Here is a 16,594-nt window from a genome sequence, read left to right as displayed (position 1 = left end):
CCCATGTTAGCTAACCAAGAGCAACGCCAGATCAGCGACGCCGCCCGACAATTTGCCCAAGAGCGCCTGCGCCCGTTTGCCGCCGACTGGGACCGTGAGCATACCTTCCCCCGCGAGGCGTTGGCGCAGATGGCCGACCTGGGCTTTTTCGGCATGTTGGTGCCCGAGCAGTGGGGCGGTTGCGACACCGGTTACCTGGCCTACGCCATGGCCCTGGAAGAGATTGCGGCCGGTGACGGCGCCTGCTCCACCATCATGAGCGTGCACAACTCGGTGGGCTGCGTGCCCATCCTCAACTTCGGCACCGAGGCGCAAAAAGCCCAGTACCTGGAGCCGTTGGCCAGCGGCCGCATGCTCGGCGCCTTTGCCTTGACCGAAGCGCAGGCCGGGTCCGATGCCAGCAACCTGAAAACCCGCGCGCGCCGCGACGGCGACGAGTGGGTGATCAATGGCAGCAAGCAGTTCATCACCTCGGGCAAGAACGCCGGCGTGGTGATCGTGTTCGCGGTCACTGACCCGGCCGCCGGCAAGCGCGGCATCAGTGCTTTCCTGGTGCCTACCGATGCGCCGGGGTACCAAGTGGTGCGGGTGGAACACAAGCTCGGTTTGCATGCCTCCGATACCTGCCAGTTGGTGTTCGACAACCTGCGCATTCCGGCGGCCAACCTGCTGGGCGCCGAGGGCGAGGGCTACAAGATCGCCTTGGCCAACCTTGAAGGCGGGCGCATCGGCATTGCCGCCCAGGCGGTGGGCATGGCCCGGGCGGCGTTCGAGGTGGCGCGCGATTACGCCCGTGAACGGCAAAGCTTTGGCAAGCCCCTGATCGAGCATCAGGCCGTGGCGTTTCGCTTGGCCGACATGGCCACCCAGATCGCCGTGGCGCGGCAGATGGTCTACCACGCCGCCAGCTTGCGCGACGCCGGCCAACCGGCCTTGGTGGAGGCGTCGATGGCCAAGCTGTTCGCCTCGGAAATGGCCGAGAAGGCCTGCTCGGACGCGTTGCAGACGTTGGGCGGTTATGGTTACCTCAATGACTTTCCGCTGGAGCGAATTTACCGCGACGTGCGTATCTGCCAGATCTACGAAGGCACCAGCGACATCCAGCGGCTAGTCATCGCGCGCAATTTATAAGAAAGGAGAATCAATCGATGCCGTATCACACCTTGCTGCTGGAAACCCGGGGCCGCGTCGGCCTGATCACCCTCAACCGGCCCGAAGCGTTGAACGCCCTCAACGCCCAGTTGATCGCTGAGTTGAACCAGGCGCTGGACGGCTTTGAAGCGGACCACGGCATTGGCTGTATTGTGCTCACCGGCTCCACTAAGGCCTTCGCCGCCGGTGCCGACATCAAGGAAATGGCCGAGCTGACCTACCCGCAAATCTATCTGGATGACCTGTTCAGCGAAAGCGATCGCATCGCCAACCGGCGCAAGCCTTTGATCGCGGCGGTATCCGGGTTTGCCTTGGGCGGGGGCTGCGAGCTGGCCTTGATGTGCGACTTTATCCTGGCGGCCGACAACGCCAAGTTCGGCCAGCCGGAAATCAAGCTGGGCGTGTTGCCGGGCATGGGCGGCACCCAGCGCCTGACCCGCGCGGTGGGCAAGGCCAAGGCCATGGAACTGTGCCTCACCGGGCGCTTGATGGACGCGGTGGAAGCCGAGCGTGCCGGTATCGTCGCGCGCATCGTGCCCCAGGCGCAGTTGCTGGAAGATGCGATGAATGTCGCCGCGCAGATCGCTGCCAAGTCATTGCCGGTGGCGATGATGGTCAAGGAAAGCGTGAACCGCGCTTTCGAGGTCAGCTTGAGCGAGGGCGTGCGTTTCGAGCGCCGGGTGTTCCATTCGGCGTTTGCCACGCAGGATCAGAAAGAGGGGATGGCGGCTTTCATCGCCAAGCGCGAGGCGAATTTCAAACACTGCTGAACGGCGCCAACGTCACGCCGCGGTTTTTCGGATATACCGTGGCGGGCGTTTCGCGGAAGAATCCGCTCCTACAGGGCGGGGTGTTGTAGCCCTTGGCTGATGGCGCCGCGAAATGCGCAGCACGCCCCACAGCATCGCGGCCGCTACCAGCAACCAGGCGCCGATCAACATGAAAATGGTTAGGGTCAGGCTCATATAGCCTCCTCGAAATCCAATAACTGCCTTGTTACACCTGACAGTCTAGTCCCCTCAGTGTTTCAAGCTATTGACCAAAGGTCGCGAGCCTTGGGCTGTTTGGCTCTATCGCATAGATGAAACTGCACATAATCGCTATACCCCGTGCCAGGGGCCGCCTATGATTCAGGGCTAGGCCCATGGGCACTGACAAGAGCGTTGAAATGTTGCAGGGACTCGCCTCATTCCTACCCCCCAAGCGCTGGCTGGCCGCGACGGCCGTCGCACTGTTGCTCGCAGGTTGTGGCACCTCCAGGCCCGGGCCGCCGATACCCGGCCTGGCCGATCGCGTTGAGCTGGGCAGCGTGCCGTTTTTCCGCGGTGAAGATAATAGCGGTAGCTCCTTGGCCCTGGCAGGGCTGATGACTGCCCAAGGCGTGCCCATCACCCCAGGCTTGATCGAAAAATCGATGCGCCTGCCGCAAGAGGGTGAAAAGCTACAGGCCTCGGTGCAAAATGCGGCCCGTGAATTCGGGTTGGTCGTCTACCCCTTGGACGCCAGCTTGCCGGCATTGTTTGCCCAGGTGGCGGCGGGCAATCCGGTGCTGGTGCGATATGCCGACGGCACGGTCTGGACCGAACCCCGTTACGCCGTGCTGGTAGGTTATGACCGCTACAAGCAACGCGTGCTGCTGCGTTCGGGTAACGAGCGGCGCAAGGTCATGTCGTTCTCAAGCTTTGAGTCGGCGTGGAAAGGCAGCGGCAGCTACGCCGTGCTGGTTCAACCGCCCACCCGCCTGCCTGCCCAGGTAGATCGTCAACGTTGGCTGGCTGCAGCCCATGAACTGGCCCAGGCCGGTCAGGAACAGGCCGCTGCCAGGGCGGTGAAAGCCGTCGGGCCTTAAAAAAACGGCACCCCATGAGGTGCCGTTTTTTATGCCGGTTGCGTTTTAGAAGCCCAGCTTGTCGCGCAGGCTGTAGTACCAGGCACCCAGCGCGGTCAGTGGCGTGCCCAGCAAACGGCCACCGGGGAACGGGTAGTGCGGCAGCCCGGCGAATGCATCGAAGCGCTCGGCCTGGCCGCGCAGGGCTTCGGCCAATACCTTGCCTGCCAAATGGGTATAGGTCACGCCGTGGCCGCTGCAGCCTTGCGAATAGTAGATGTTGTCGCCCAAGCGACCCACCTGCGGCAATCGCGACAGGGTGAGCAGGAAATTGCCCGTCCAGGCGTAGTCGATCTTCACGTCCTTGAGTTGGGGGAAGGCTTTGATCATTTTCGGGCGGATGATCGCCTCGATGTTGGCCGGGTCACGCGCGCCATACACCACGCCGCCGCCGAAGATCAGGCGTTTGTCGCTAGTCAGGCGGTAGTAGTCCAGCAGGTAGTTGCAGTCCTCTACGCAGTAGTCCTGGGGCAGCAGGGTGCGCGCCAACTCGTCGCTCAAAGGCTCGGTGGTAATCACCTGGGTGCCGCACGGCATGGATTTGGCCGCAAGCTCCGGCACCAGGTTGCCCAGGTAGGCGTTGCCCGCGACGATGATGAACTTGGCGCGTACCTTGCCCTGTGGGGTGTGCACCACGGGGTTGGCGCCGCGCTCGATGCGGATGGCCGGGGACTGCTCGTAGATCGTGCCACCCAGCGACTCGACCGCCGCGGCTTCACCCAAGGCCAGGTTCAGCGGGTGGATGTGGCCGCCGCTCATGTCCAGCATGCCGCCGATGTACTGGTCGCACGCCACCACTTCACGAATGCGGCGTTGGTCCAGCAGTTCCAGCTGGGTGTGGCCAAAGCGCTCCCACAGGCGCTTTTGCGATTCCAGGTGGCCCATCTGCTTGGCCGTCAGCGCAGCGAACACGCCGCCGTCCTTCAGGTCGCACTGGATGTTGTACTTGGCCACGCGCTCGCGGATGATGCGGCCGCCCTCGAAAGCCATCTGGCCCAGCAATTGCGCTTGCTTGGGGCCAACGGTGCGTTCGATCACGTCGATGTCGCGGCTGTAACTGTTGACGATCTGGCCGCCGTTGCGGCCCGAGGCACCGAAACCGACCTTGGCGGCTTCGAGCACGGTCACCGAGAAGCCGTTTTCCAACAGGAATAGGGCACTGGAAAGGCCCGTGTAGCCGGCGCCGATCACGCACACATCAGTCTGGACTTCGCCTTGCAGGGCAGGGCGGACCGGCGCTGCATTGGCAGACGCCGCGTAATAAGACTGTGGGTAGGGAGTGTTCGCCATCCTGAAACCTCTGTTTAATATTTTTAACGTATGGGCGGATGCTACCTGAGATCAAATGGCCCTGCCAGCGTCGGATGAAAAATCTGTCGTGCGCTTTTTACTAAAAATTGCGCTTATTCAGGGGGTTAGCTAAAAAAATTGATTGACAGCATGGCGTAATTCCGTAGAATGCCGCCTCACAGCAGGCACGTAGCTCAGTTGGTTAGAGCACCACCTTGACATGGTGGGGGTCGTTGGTTCGAGTCCAATCGCGCCTACCAAACAAAATCCGCTCTGCTGGGCGGTGTGAAAAAGGCGATCCGAAAGGGTCGCCTTTTTTGTTGCGCGCGAAAAAAGTGTTGGCCGAATTGGGGGTGGGGTCAAACCGGTTTTGTAGGTCTTTTCTGATTTTTTGCCGCTGGGTTGTTTATGTCGGTGTTGCCACTGATACTTTCTGGCAAGCGACGGCTATTGCCGTGCGGTCACGGATGATTCAAGTCGAGCAAACAGGGTGCAGGAGGAGTGTCATGTTCAGCAGGGAGCCGCGTCGTAACAAGTCGTATCTCATCCCCCGTCGGTTCATGGACATCACTGTGATTGCGACCACGGCAGGCTGTGCGTCGATGGCCAATATGCTGTGCCCCAGCCTGGGTAGTGCCGTGGTCGGCGCAGTGCTTGGGGCCATGTTCGGTCTCATCGTTTCCCGCCCATCCTGAGCGGCGAGCGTACGCATGCCCTTTGATCAAATCAGTTGGTCCATAGGTTCCAGCCTGTTTTTCATCGTCCTCTATTTGGTGCGTTCCATGCTTTATCGGTGCAAGCCGGACCTGACCCATGCGGTGATCATTGCGATGTCCTGCTCCAGTGTCGTGGCGGCCATTTCGCTGGGTACGCTGACTTACCTTTCCGTGCCTGAAGACTTGGGCGTCTTGCGGGGGCAGAAGGCAAGTATCCTCATCGGGGCGCTGGTCATGACCTGGGCCTCTGCCATGTCCGCCTACTCCAGTGTGATGCATCCGGCCAGAAGGGCGCGGCTATCGTTGCTCCCCTGAGGCGGTGTATTTGTCATTGTTTTTTAATTACTTAACGAAATATTTCCGATACATACCAGAACTCCGCCGGCGTTTTTTGATCCAACCCACGATGGCAGCGAGATCTTCGTCTTGCATTCGGAGAAGGTTCACATGAAACGCACGGTAGTAATGATCACCCTGTTGGCAGGTTCGCTTTTGCTGAGTGGTTGCTGGCCTTATTGGCATGACCATGGTCACGGTGGCGGCGGTCGGGACCATGGCCGTTATTATGACGACCACCGTGGTTACGGTGATGATCGACGTGGCGACGACGGCTATCGTCGCTAGGCAAGTCTTTTTGGCGGGGCTGGCAGGAGCTGGCTCTGCACACTGGTTTTTCGCCCCCGCTGTTCTTGCTCCCCGCCCCCTTGTTCTTCATGCAACGCCGCTTGTCGGAACTCGACGATCACGCCTATATTGGAGGTGAGTGTTGATCGCCGCTGTTGGGCTGTGCGTGGAGGATTCACCTGTGCGAACGTTAACGATCGTTTTGGCTGCCATGGCGCTTGGCGGGTGCGGCAACAGCGCCGTCGAGAATGCCCACAAGGCCGTGGCCTACCAATTGATGGACCCCGAATCCGCCAAATTTCGTGAAGACCAAGTCTTGGCCGACGGCAGCGTGTGCGGCCAGGTCAATGGCAAGAACGCTTATGGCGCCTACTCGGGCTACAACCATTACGTCGCGCGCAAGGCCCCGACGGGTTTCGATGTGTTGATCGACCTGCAAGGCAATAACCCGCAGGCTGCCAAGCTGTGCGGCTACCCGCTGGCCGTCGTGCCGGTGGTGGCGCCGGCTGCCACCCATGCGGTCAACGAAATTGCCGGGGTCAAGTGGTCGGTGCAATTGGCCTCGACCAGTAGCCCGGAAACCGCACGCATCCTGAGCAATAAACTGGCCGGTTACGGCTTCACGCCCTACGTCGCGCGGGAGGAGGGGGTGAGCCGCGTGCTCGTCGGCCCTTACGATTCGCGCACGGTGGCCACGCAAAAGCTTGATGAGTTGCGTCATGCCCACAAGCTGCGCGGTGTGCTGGTGCGCTACCGGGGTGTAGGCGATCTACCGAGTGCGCAAACCCCAGGCTAGCTCAATCTTCGATGGCGTTGAAGTCGCGGTATTCCTCCCAGCTCAGGCCCAGGGCCTCGGCCACTTCCTGATGCACTTCCAGGCGCATGGCCTTGAGCTCTTCAGGGCTTTGCGCAATCAGTTGCAGGGCCAGCTCCCATGACTCGATGCCTTGGGACTCAGCCTGGTCTTCAAAGGCCCACTGGATCTGCTGTTGCTGTTCTTTGTCGCTCAGCGCCTTGATTTCGTCGAGCAGCTCGGGGTTGGCCTTTTTGAACAGTTCAATGGCGGCGGTGTTGCGGTCTGCTTTAGGGATCATGGTCGTCTCATTGATCGATGAGTGCGGGCGCCTTCCAAAATGCGCGCGCAATCATGCCACAGACCCGCTCGCGTTGGGCAAATCTCGAAACATGAGCGAAATGGTGGCGCGGGCTCGTTCGGTGATAAAATCGTCGCCTTATTTTTGGGAGGCAAGCGCGTGCGCAGATTGACGATGGTGGTAGCGGTACTGGCATTGGCCGGTTGCGGCAGTGCGGTGGAGAGCGCCGCCAAGGTAGTGCTGCAGCAACTCGATAATCCGAAAACGGCCCGTTTTGCCAACGTGCGCACCACCCAGAAGGGTGATATTTGTGGCCAGGTCAGAACCAAGGACGCTGCCGGCAAGTACACCGCCTACCAGAACTACGCGGCCATCAAGACGGCCGATGGCTTTACCGCCATCCTCGACAAGGACGGCAATAACCCCGACGTGCGCGCGGTGTGCGGCGAAGGTCAGGAAATCACCCAGGCGGTCGACGATACCGACCAAACCTCGGCCACCGGTTGGGAAGTTCAGATCGTCGACGGTGCCAACATGGGCGCGTTGAGCGACATGACCACCCGCTTGATCGAGCACGGTTTTGCCTCCAACGTGGCCACCCGCGATGGCGTGCAACAAGTCTATCTTGGGCCTTTCGACACCCGCGAAGCCGCTGAGCAGAAGCGCTCCGAGTTGTTGGCGTCCGAAGGCATCAAGTCGGTGGTGGTCAAGCACAAGGTGCAGTAGCTGCTAGCCACTTGGCTGGAATAGACTGGGCCTCGACTTCAAAAGGAAGAGAAGCCCCATGACTGACCCTGCCGTCATAACAATAGAGCGTTGCGGCGAACAACATGCCGACCAGGTCGCCGCCCTTTACAGCGACCCCCAGGTCGCGCGCCAGGTACTGCAACTGCCTTTTCAGCCGACCGAACTGTGGCGCAAACGTATCGTGGCCATGGAAAACGAGCGCAACGTGGGGCTGGTGGCCTTGCATCAGGGTCAGGTGATCGGTTTGTGCTCGTTGCAGCAGCATGAGCGCGTGCGCCTGAGCCATGGCGGCGCTGTTGGCATGGGCGTTGCGGCGCAGTGGCAGGGCAAAGGCGTAGGCAGCCGGTTGCTGGCCGCCGTGCTGGATGTTGCAGACAATTGGATGAACCTGCGCCGGGTGGAATTAACGGTTTACACCGATAACCAAGCGGCCGTGGCGCTGTATCGCAAGTTCGGCTTCGAGATAGAGGGCGAACTGCGCGACTACGCGGTGCGCGATGGCCAGTGGGTCAATGCCTACACCATGGCGCGCTTGCGAACTGTCGCGTCCTAGCTCTGTACGAAATGTATCCCAGCTCAGCCATGCTGCGTTGAAAACAGGCCTTCGCTGGAACACATTTCGTGCAGAGCCTAGTCGCTGCCTAACCACACGCCTTCAAATCCACCGGCCCGACAAACGCGTTGCCGCGCCCCATCACGCACGCCACGCGTTGGTTGCGTTGGCGCTCCCACGCCTGCACCGGGTAAGTCTTGTTCCAGGCTTCATACAACTGCCGATCCTGGCGGGACAGGGTCAGCCCGTACTCCCTGCTCATGTAGAAGTAGGTGCGGGCGATCATGCCGCGGATCGACGGCCGCGGCATGACTTTCTTGGCCTTGAAATCGACCTGGGTCAGGCACGAGCCATATTGCCCGCTTTGAACCGGCAGCCAGCCAAAACTGAAATTGTTGCGGTCACCGTTTACCTCGCCAATGCTCGGGACCAGGTTGTGCAGGTCGGCTTCGGCGCGCTGGTAGGTCTTGTCGTGGGCGGTGCAATTCTTGCGACCACCACGTTGCCAACACTGGCGTTGATGGCCAATCGCCCAGGCCGGCACGATGTGTTCCCACTCGATACGTTCGGCGCGCTTGAGGTTTTTGCGCGGTACATAGCCGCAGGCCGCCAGGTTGACCCGGTTGCCCGAGTACTTGCAGCCGCAGTAGAACTCGGTGGATTGCGGGGCATACAAGCGCCAGGCAACCTTCTTGGCTTCACTGAAGGTGCGTGGCGCGTCGGCGTGGGTGGTCAGGCTCAAAAGCAGGCAGCAGCCGGCGAATAGGCGGGCAATCATTCGCTCAATCTTCCTTCGGCACGACCCAAAATATCTGCACGCCGCCGTCATCGCGCCAAGCCAACGTCACGTTGTCGTTCTCGGCGATTTCTTCAAGCAATTGCGCCCAATCTTCGGGTGACTCGTGTTCAAGCTTGAAAATCAGCGCCGAACGGGCCTTCTGGGCCGTAGGGGCGTTGATGATTTTCGAGATGCGGATGCCCAACTGTTCATAGCTGCCGGCTGGGGTTGCTGCGGAGGAGGTGGTTGCCACGGAGCATTCCTTGTTTTTGCTGTACGGGCATACAGTATTTTACTGTAGGCAATTTCGCAACTGATCATCGTGATCAAGAAGCGCTTGCGAGAGGATTTTTACGTTTTACTGGGGAGAAGGAAATTTTTCTGTCACTTGGAGTCTCTAAACCCTGTAGGTAACTTCCCAAGGACAAGGATTAACGTATGAACATGAAAATAGCGGTCGCCGGCTTCGTATTGATCGCAGGCGTTGGCCTGGCCGGTTGCTCGACGCAAACGGTGGTCACCCTGCAAAACGGCACGCAGTACGTGACCAAGGATGCGCCGAAGACCAAGTCCGAGGACGGCTTCTACGAATTCGTCGACATTTCCGGGAAGCACGTGAAGGTGCGGGCTGACGAGGTGGCGACGGTCAAGGAAGAGGATTGAAGTTCGTGCACTTTGGTGCAACATTTCCCCGTTAAATTACGACCTTTCCTACATTCCTTTGTCGTAGTATCTGGAATCATCCCCCCACGCCACGCGGCCAGTTGACAAGCGCCCGTGGCGCTACCATAGTTCTATCACGCAAACGTTTGCGCTACACGGTCTCGCCGTGGGTTGCGCACGCGTTCGCCCTAAAATAATCATAAGATCGGAGTCAACCCATGAAGTTGCCATTCGCTGGACGCGTCATCGCTGTGTCTGTTCTGGCTGCCCTCTGCGCCGCCGCGCCGCTGTCTTCGGCCCTGGCCGATACCCCCGAGAAACCCAAGGTCGCCCTGGTGATGAAATCCCTGGCCAACGAATTCTTCCGCACCATGGAAGACGGCGCCAAGGATTACCAGAAGGCCCACGCCGCCGATTTCGACCTGGTCTCCAACGGCATCAAGGACGAGTCCGACACGGCCAACCAGATCCGCATCGTCGAGCAGATGATCTCCACCAAGGTTAACGCCCTGGTCATCGCCCCGGCTGACTCCAAGGCCCTGGTGCCGGTGATCAAGAAGGCGATGGACGCGGGCATCACCGTGATCAACATCGACAACCAGTTGGACCCTGGCGTGCTCAAGAGCAAAGACATCAGCGTGCCGTTCGTGGGCCCCGACAACCGCAAGGGCGCGCGCCTGGTGGGTGAATACCTGGCCAAGGACCTGAAGGCCGGCGATGAAGTGGGCATCATCGAAGGGGTGTCTACCACCACCAACGCCCAGCAGCGCACCGCAGGCTTCAAGGATGCGATGGACGCCGCGCAGATGAAGGTGGTGTCCACCCAGTCCGGCAATTGGGAGATCGACAAGGGCAATGCCATTGCCGCCGCCATGCTCAACGAATACCCGAACCTGAAGGCGCTGCTGGCCGGTAACGACAGCATGGCCCTGGGCGCGGTTTCGGCAGTGCGCGCGGCGGGCAAGGCCGGCAAGGTGCAGGTGGTGGGCTACGACAACATCAACGCCATCAAGCCGATGCTCAAGGACGGCCGTGTGCTCGCCACCGCCGACCAGTTCGCCGCCAAGCAAGCGGTGTTCGGTATTCAGGCTGCGTTGAAAATGCTCAAGCACGAGCCTATCGATGGCGCCGCCAACGGCGTGATCGAAACGCCGGTGGAGTTGGTCACCAAAGACACCGTCGCCAAACCGTAAGCGCCCTTTGAGCAATCGCGCCTGCCTGCAAGGGCAGGCGCCTGGAGAACTCCCATGTCGGCTACTGCCCCCCATGTTGTGTTATCGGTCAGTGGTATTGGTAAGACCTATGCGCAACCGGTGTTGTCGGGCATCGACCTGACCCTGGTGCGTGGCGAGGTATTGGCCCTGACCGGTGAAAACGGCGCGGGCAAAAGCACCCTTTCCAAAATCATCGGTGGCCTGGAAGCACCCACCACCGGCGAGATGCTGTACCAGGGGCGGCCCTACTTGCCGGGCAGCCGAGCTGCGGCAGAAGCGCAGGGCATTCGCATGGTCATGCAGGAACTCAACCTGCTGCCCACCCTGACCGTGGCCGAAAACCTGTTTCTGGATAATTTGCCCAGCAGCGGCGGCTGGATCAGCCGCAAGAAGTTGCGCGAAGCGGCGCGCGAGGCGATGGCGCAAGTGGGCCTGGACGCCATCGACCCTGACACCCTGGTGGGCGAACTGGGCATTGGTCACCAGCAGATGGTGGAGATTGCCCGCAACCTGATTGGCGATTGCAACGTGCTGATCCTGGATGAGCCGACCGCCATGCTGACGGCGCGCGAAGTCGACATGTTGTTCGAGCAGATCGGCCGGCTGCGGGCTCGCGGCGTGGCCATCGTGTACATCTCCCATCGCCTTGAAGAGTTGCAGCAAGTGGCCCAGCGCATCGCCGTGCTGCGCGATGGCCAATTGGTGTGTGTCGACGACATGGCCAATTACAACAGTGAGCAGTTGGTCAACTTGATGGTCGGTCGCGAGCTGGGCGAACACATCGACCTGGGTGAGCGGCGTATCGGTGGGCCGCTGTTGGCGGTCAAGGGCCTCAGCCGGGCCGGCAAGGTGCACGACGTGTCGTTCGAGGTGCGCAGCGGCGAAATTTTCGGTATCTCCGGGTTGATCGGGGCGGGGCGCACCGAACTGTTGCGGCTTATTTTCGGCGCCGACGCGGCGGACAGCGGCAGCGTTGCCATTGGCAGCCCGCCCAAGCCTGTGACCATTCGCTCGCCAGCCGACGCCGTGCGCGAAGGCATTGCCTTGATCACCGAAGACCGCAAGGGCGAAGGCCTGCTGCTGACTCAGTCGATCAGCGCCAACATTGCCCTGGGCAACATGCCGGCTATCTCCAGCGCCGGCATGGTCAGTGGCTCCAATGAACGCGCGCTGGCCCAGCGGCAAGTTCAGGCCATGCACATCCGCAGTTCCAGCACGGCGCAATTGGTGTCGCAACTGTCGGGTGGCAACCAGCAAAAAGTGGTGATTGGCCGCTGGCTGGAGCGCGACTGCGACGTGCTGTTGTTCGACGAGCCGACCCGCGGCATCGACGTGGGGGCCAAGTTCGACATCTACGCACTGCTGGGCGAGCTGACTCGCCAGGGCAAGGCGCTGGTGGTGGTGTCCAGTGATTTGCGCGAACTGATGTTGATTTGCGATCGGATCGGCGTGCTGTCGGCCGGTCGCTTGATCGACACCTTCGAGCGCGATCGCTGGTCCCAGGACGAACTGTTGGCTGCCGCCTTTGCCGGTTATCAAAAACGCGATGCGCTGGTCTCTGACACAGCGCCCAGGAACCTTGCATGAAAACGACTTCCGACGCTGCCCCCGTGGTCAAGCGCAGTGGCACCTACTTTGGCCTGGGCACTTACCTGGGCCTGGCTGGCGCCTTGCTGGCGATGATTATTCTATTTTCCTTCCTGAGCAGTCACTTCCTGTCCTACAGCACGTTCAGCACCTTGGCCAATCAGATCCCGGACCTGATGGTGCTGGCGGTGGGCATGACGTTCGTGCTGATCATCGGCGGCATCGACCTGTCGGTCGGTTCGGTGCTGGCGCTGGCGGCTTCGGCGGTCAGCGTGGCCATCCTCAGTTGGGGCTGGAGCGTATTGCCTGCCGCAGTGTTGGGCATGGGCTGCGCCGCATTGGCCGGTACCCTGACCGGCTCCATCACCGTGGCCTGGCGCATCCCTTCGTTTATTGTTTCGCTGGGGGTGCTGGAGATGGCCCGGGGCGTGGCCTACCAGTTGACCGATTCGCGCACCGCCTACATCGGCGACGCCTTCGCCTGGTTGTCCGACCCCATCGCCCTGGGCATTTCACCCTCGTTCATCATCGCCTTGCTGGTGATCATCGTTGCCCAGGCCGTGCTGACCCGCACGGTATTCGGTCGCTACTTGATCGGCATCGGCACCAATGAGGAGGCGGTGCGCCTGGCGGGCATCAATCCAAAACCCTACAAGATCCTGGTGTTCTCGCTGATGGGGCTGTTGGCGGGCCTGGCTGCCCTGTTCCAGATATCTCGCCTGGAGGCTGCCGACCCGAACGCCGGTTCCGGCCTTGAACTGCAGGTGATCGCCGCCGTGGTCATCGGCGGCACCAGCCTGATGGGCGGGCGCGGCTCGGTGATCAGCACCTTTTTTGGCGTGCTGATCATTTCGGTACTGGCCGCAGGGCTGGCCCAGATCGGTGCCTCCGAACCGACCAAACGGATCATCACGGGCGCGGTGATCGTGGTCGCCGTGGTGCTGGATACTTATCGCAGCCAACGCGCTCGCAAACGGACCTGAACCATGGCAACCATCAAAGATGTCGCGGCGCTGGCGGGCATTTCCTACACCACCGTATCGCATGTACTGAACAAGACCCGCCCGGTTTCCGAGCCGGTGCGGCTCAAGGTAGAGGCCGCCATTGCCCAATTGGACTACGTGCCCAGTGCCGTGGCGCGCTCGCTCAAGGCCAAGAGCACGGCGACCATCGGCTTGCTGGTGCCCAACAGCACCAACCCCTATTTTGCCGAACTGGCCCGGGGTATCGAGGACCATTGCGAGCGCAATGGCTACTGCGTGATCCTATGCAACTCCGACGATGACCCGGGCAAGCAGCGCAGCTATTTGCGCGTGTTGCTGGAAAAGCGCGTCGACGGCCTGATCGTTGCCTCGGTGGGTGCCGATGGCGACCTGCTGAGTAGCCTGGCCGCGGTGCGCACGCCCATGGTAGTGGTCGACCGCGCGCTGGAGGGGGTGGACACGGACCTGGTGTGCATTGATCACGAACTGGGTGGTTACCTGGCGACCCTGCACTTGCTGGAGCTGGGCCATCGCGACATTGCCTGCATCAGCGGGCCTTTGGCCACCAGTGTCGCGCAGATGCGCCTGGCCGGTTATCGCCGGGCCCTGGCCGAATTCGATCTCAAGGTGGTGCCGGAGCGCGTCATCGAAAGCGACTTTACCGGGCAGGGCGGCTACGAAGCCGCGGGTCAATTGCTCGACGACCACCCGCCCACCGCTATTTTCGCCGCCAACGACATGATCGGCCTGGGCGTGCTGCGCGCCGCTGCCGAACGCAATGTGCCGGTACCGGCGGCGCTGTCGGTGATCGGTTTCGATGACATCCAAATGTGTCGCTACGTGTACCCCGGGCTGACCACGGTCGGCCAGTCCATCCGTGAATTGGGCGAGTTGGCTGCCGAGCGCTTGCTCACTCGGGTGGCTGGCAAGGGGCAGGGGCAGGCGATGAAACAGGTGGTGCCACCGCTGATCATCCTGCGTGAGTCTACGGCCCCGCGTACTGATCTCTTCAACGAATACCGCTGATACAAGGCAACGTCACATGCAAGCAAAAGTTGTGGTAGTAGGCAGTCTGAACATGGATCTGGTCACGCGCGCACCGCGCCTGCCGCGCGGCGGGGAAACCCTGCATGGCGACTCGTTCGTCACGGTGCCGGGTGGCAAGGGGGCCAACCAGGCCGTGGCCGCCGCTCGGTTGGGGGCGCCGGTGGCAATGATCGGTTGCGTGGGCGGTGACGCCTATGGCGAGCAATTGCTCGCCGGTTTGCTGGTGGAGGGCATCGATTGCCAGGCCGTCACCCCGATCGCCGATGTCGCCAGCGGCGTGGCATTGATCGTGGTCGACGACAGCAGCCAGAATGCCATCGTGATCGTCGCGGGCGCCAATGGCCGGGTGTCACCGGCCTCGGTGCAGGCCGTCGACCACTTGTTGGTGCAGGCCGAGGTCATCATCTGCCAGTTGGAAGTGCCTAACGAGGCGGTGGCCTTTGCCCTCAAGCGCGGCCGTGAGCTGGGCAAGACGGTCATTCTCAACCCGGCGCCTGCCAGCGGGCCTTTGCCCAGCGACTGGTACGCGGCCATCGACTACCTGATCCCCAATGAGAGCGAGGCGCAGGCCTTGACCGGCCTGGTGGTGGACTCGCGCGCCAGTGCCGAGCAGGCGGCCAGCCAGTTGCTGGCCATGGGCGCGGGCAAAGTGATCGTGACCCTGGGCGCGCAGGGCTCGTTGTTTGCCGATGGCCAAGGTTTCGAGCATTTTCCGGCGCCCCAGGTCAAAGCCGTGGACACCACCGCAGCCGGTGACACCTTCGTCGGTGGCTTTGCCGCCGCCCTGGCCCGTGGCGACACTGAGCGCCAGGCCATTGCCTTCGGCCAGGTCGCCGCCGCGCTGTCGGTGACCGCTGCCGGCGCCCAGCCGTCGATTCCTACCTTGAAAGAAGTACAGGCCTTCACACCGCTATGAAAAAGACCCCCCTGCTCAACATCGCGCTCTCGCGCCTGATCGCCTCCCTTGGGCATGGTGACATCGTGGTGATCGGCGATGCCGGGTTGCCGGTGCCGCCCGGCGTCGAGTTGATCGACCTGGCCTTGACCCAGGGTATCCCGGGCTTCGTGGCCACCCTTGAGGTGCTGCTCAGTGAATTGCAGGTGGAAAGCCACGTGCTCGCCGAAGAAATCCTGCAGGCCCGGCCGCCGGCCCTGGCGGCGCTGCAACGCCTGCAAGGGGAGGGCGCCCTGGGCCGCGAGCGCCTGGTCAGCCACGCTGACTTCAAGCGGTTGTGCAGCCAGGCGCGGGCGATCGTGCGCACCGGCGAATGCCAGCCCTACAGCAATATCGCGCTGGTGGCCGGGGTGACCTTCTGATGAGCATCGACCTGATCATCGACACCGACCCGGGCGCCGACGACGTGGTGGCGCTGTTGCTGGCCCTGGCCTCGCCCGAGCAATTGAGCGTGCGTGCCATCACCACCGTCGCCGGCAACGTCACGGTCGACAAGACCTCGCGCAATGCTCGCCTGGCACGCGAATGGGCAGGCCGTGAAGAGGTGCCGGTGTATGCAGGTGCCGCGCGCCCTTTGGTACGCGCGCCGATCTACGCCGAGCACGTGCATGGCCAGGAAGGCTTGCCGGGTATCACGGTGCATGAGCCGGTTGCGCCGTTGGCCCAAGGCGGCGCGGTGCAGTACCTGATCGACACCTTGCTCGCAGTGCCGGCCGATAGCGTGACCATCGCCATGCTCGGCCCGCAGACCAACCTGGCGCTGGCGCTGGACCAGGCTCCCGATATCGTACGTGGCATCAAGGAAGTGGTGGTGATGGGCGGCGCGCATTTCAATGGCGGCAACATCACCCCGGTGGCCGAGTTCAACCTGTATGCCGACCCCCATGCCGCCCAAAGGGTGTTGGCCAGTGGCGTCAAACTGACCTACATCCCGCTGGACGTGACCCACAAGATCCTCACCAGTGAGTCGCGCCTGGCGCAGATCGCCGCCTTGGGCAACCGTGCCGGGCAGTTGGTCAGCGATATTCTCAATGAGTACGTCAAACTCGACATGGTGCACTACGGGCTACCGGGCGGGCCGGTGCACGATGCCAGCGTGATCGCCTACCTGCTAAAGCCCGGGCTGTTCAGCGGCCGCCACGTGCACGTTGCCGTCGACAGCCGCGACGGTCCCACCTCGGGCCAGACCATTACCGACTGGTACGGCACCTTGAAACAACCAGGCAACGTGTTTTGGGTCGAAAATGGCGATGCCCAGGGCTTTTTCGACCTGTTGACCGAGCGACTGGCACGCTTGCAATAG

21 protein-coding genes and 1 tRNA gene are annotated in these 16,594 nt (G+C 61.8%); 17 read left to right on the top strand and 5 right to left on the bottom strand.

Annotation, left to right across the window (positions count from 1 at the left end):
• The first annotated feature begins 3 nt into the window (after positions 1-3).
• Both L9B60_RS01915 and L9B60_RS01910 read left to right on the top strand, forming a co-directional pair.
• On the top strand, positions 4-1,131 hold the full coding sequence (locus L9B60_RS01915; RefSeq protein WP_249675615.1) for an acyl-CoA dehydrogenase: 1,128 nt from the start codon (positions 4-6) through the stop codon (positions 1,129-1,131).
• Between the two features lie 17 nt (positions 1,132-1,148).
• Complete coding sequence (locus L9B60_RS01910) at positions 1,149-1,922, top strand: enoyl-CoA hydratase (RefSeq protein ID WP_249675613.1); 774 nt, start codon at positions 1,149-1,151, stop codon at positions 1,920-1,922.
• A gap of 12 nt (positions 1,923-1,934) precedes the next feature.
• Here the strand turns inward: L9B60_RS01910 and L9B60_RS01905 are convergent, their stop codons facing one another.
• Entirely contained in the window at positions 1,935-2,117 is a 183-nt protein-coding gene (locus L9B60_RS01905; protein WP_249675610.1) for a hypothetical protein, read from the bottom strand.
• Between the two features lie 203 nt (positions 2,118-2,320).
• On the opposite strand from L9B60_RS01905, the gene L9B60_RS01900 reads away from it, so the two are divergent.
• Positions 2,321-3,001, top strand: a complete 681-nt coding sequence (locus L9B60_RS01900) for a peptidase C39 family protein (protein ID WP_249675607.1) — start codon at positions 2,321-2,323, stop codon at positions 2,999-3,001.
• A gap of 45 nt (positions 3,002-3,046) precedes the next feature.
• Here L9B60_RS01900 and L9B60_RS01895 read toward each other — a convergent pair whose 3' ends face one another.
• Positions 3,047-4,330 carry an NAD(P)/FAD-dependent oxidoreductase gene (locus L9B60_RS01895; protein ID WP_249675604.1) on the bottom strand — a complete coding sequence of 428 codons (1,284 nt, stop codon included), beginning with the start codon at positions 4,328-4,330 and terminating at the stop codon, positions 3,047-3,049.
• 183 nt (positions 4,331-4,513) lie between these two features.
• Here L9B60_RS01895 and L9B60_RS01890 point away from each other — a divergent pair.
• From L9B60_RS01890 to L9B60_RS01875, 4 genes are all read left to right on the top strand, one after another.
• A tRNA-Val gene (locus L9B60_RS01890) sits at positions 4,514-4,590 on the top strand.
• Positions 4,591-5,040: 450 nt separating this feature from the next.
• Positions 5,041-5,361, top strand: coding sequence for a hypothetical protein (locus L9B60_RS01885; RefSeq protein ID WP_249675602.1), 321 nt, complete (start codon positions 5,041-5,043; stop codon positions 5,359-5,361).
• A gap of 132 nt (positions 5,362-5,493) precedes the next feature.
• Positions 5,494-5,670 carry a hypothetical protein gene (locus L9B60_RS01880; RefSeq protein WP_249675599.1) on the top strand — a complete coding sequence of 59 codons (177 nt, stop codon included), beginning with the start codon at positions 5,494-5,496 and terminating at the stop codon, positions 5,668-5,670.
• Positions 5,671-5,851: 181 nt separating this feature from the next.
• On the top strand, positions 5,852-6,466 hold the full coding sequence (locus L9B60_RS01875) for an SPOR domain-containing protein (protein ID WP_249675597.1): 615 nt from the start codon (positions 5,852-5,854) through the stop codon (positions 6,464-6,466).
• Position 6,467: 1 nt separating this feature from the next.
• Here the strand turns inward: L9B60_RS01875 and L9B60_RS01870 are convergent, their stop codons facing one another.
• On the bottom strand, positions 6,468-6,764 hold the full coding sequence (locus L9B60_RS01870; RefSeq protein WP_249675594.1) for a DUF6388 family protein: 297 nt from the start codon (positions 6,762-6,764) through the stop codon (positions 6,468-6,470).
• 159 nt (positions 6,765-6,923) lie between these two features.
• Here L9B60_RS01870 and L9B60_RS01865 point away from each other — a divergent pair, with 159 nt between their 5' ends.
• Both L9B60_RS01865 and L9B60_RS01860 read left to right on the top strand, forming a co-directional pair.
• The gene (locus L9B60_RS01865) at positions 6,924-7,490 is read left to right on the top strand and encodes an SPOR domain-containing protein (protein WP_249675592.1); all 567 of its coding nucleotides are present in this window, start codon (positions 6,924-6,926) and stop codon (positions 7,488-7,490) included.
• A gap of 58 nt (positions 7,491-7,548) precedes the next feature.
• Entirely contained in the window at positions 7,549-8,064 is a 516-nt protein-coding gene (locus L9B60_RS01860; RefSeq protein ID WP_249675590.1) for a GNAT family N-acetyltransferase, read from the top strand.
• Between the two features lie 88 nt (positions 8,065-8,152).
• Here the strand turns inward: L9B60_RS01860 and L9B60_RS01855 are convergent, their stop codons facing one another.
• Both L9B60_RS01855 and L9B60_RS01850 read right to left on the bottom strand, forming a co-directional pair.
• Positions 8,153-8,842, bottom strand: a complete 690-nt coding sequence (locus tag L9B60_RS01855; RefSeq protein ID WP_249675587.1) for an endonuclease — start codon at positions 8,840-8,842, stop codon at positions 8,153-8,155.
• 4 nt (positions 8,843-8,846) lie between these two features.
• Positions 8,847-9,095, bottom strand: a complete 249-nt coding sequence (locus tag L9B60_RS01850) for a DUF1654 domain-containing protein (RefSeq protein WP_249675586.1) — start codon at positions 9,093-9,095, stop codon at positions 8,847-8,849.
• Between the two features lie 185 nt (positions 9,096-9,280).
• On the opposite strand from L9B60_RS01850, the gene L9B60_RS01845 reads away from it, so the two are divergent.
• From L9B60_RS01845 to L9B60_RS01810, 8 genes are all read left to right on the top strand, one after another.
• Positions 9,281-9,505, top strand: coding sequence for a YgdI/YgdR family lipoprotein (locus L9B60_RS01845; protein ID WP_438866051.1), 225 nt, complete (start codon positions 9,281-9,283; stop codon positions 9,503-9,505).
• Positions 9,506-9,723: 218 nt separating this feature from the next.
• Entirely contained in the window at positions 9,724-10,698 is a 975-nt protein-coding gene (locus L9B60_RS01840; RefSeq protein ID WP_249675584.1) for a sugar ABC transporter substrate-binding protein, read from the top strand.
• Positions 10,699-10,752: 54 nt separating this feature from the next.
• Positions 10,753-12,306, top strand: a complete 1,554-nt coding sequence (locus tag L9B60_RS01835) for a sugar ABC transporter ATP-binding protein (RefSeq protein ID WP_249675583.1) — start codon at positions 10,753-10,755, stop codon at positions 12,304-12,306.
• Complete coding sequence (locus L9B60_RS01830; RefSeq protein ID WP_249675581.1) at positions 12,303-13,289, top strand: ABC transporter permease; 987 nt, start codon at positions 12,303-12,305, stop codon at positions 13,287-13,289. The genes L9B60_RS01835 and L9B60_RS01830 overlap by 4 nt, the downstream gene beginning before the upstream one ends.
• A gap of 3 nt (positions 13,290-13,292) precedes the next feature.
• Positions 13,293-14,315: a LacI family DNA-binding transcriptional regulator gene (locus tag L9B60_RS01825; RefSeq protein ID WP_249675580.1), complete on the top strand. Its 1,023-nt coding sequence runs from the start codon at positions 13,293-13,295 to the stop codon at positions 14,313-14,315.
• A 16-nt stretch (positions 14,316-14,331) separates the two neighbouring features.
• Positions 14,332-15,252 (top strand): ribokinase, encoded by a 921-nt coding sequence (gene rbsK / locus L9B60_RS01820; RefSeq protein WP_249675578.1) that lies wholly within the window; start codon positions 14,332-14,334, stop codon positions 15,250-15,252.
• A complete protein-coding gene (gene rbsD, locus L9B60_RS01815; RefSeq protein WP_249675576.1) occupies positions 15,249-15,653 on the top strand; it encodes a D-ribose pyranase in 405 nt (134 codons plus the stop codon). The genes rbsK and rbsD overlap by 4 nt, the downstream gene beginning before the upstream one ends.
• A complete protein-coding gene (locus L9B60_RS01810; protein WP_438866050.1) occupies positions 15,605-16,594 on the top strand; it encodes a nucleoside hydrolase in 990 nt (329 codons plus the stop codon). Before rbsD ends, L9B60_RS01810 begins: the two co-directional genes overlap by 49 nt.

Source organism: Pseudomonas abieticivorans (assembly GCF_023509015.1).
GTDB lineage: Bacteria > Pseudomonadota > Gammaproteobacteria > Pseudomonadales > Pseudomonadaceae > Aquipseudomonas > Aquipseudomonas abieticivorans.
The sequence above is the reverse complement of the archived record's forward strand: the minus strand, read 5'-3'. Positions and strand labels throughout refer to the sequence as shown.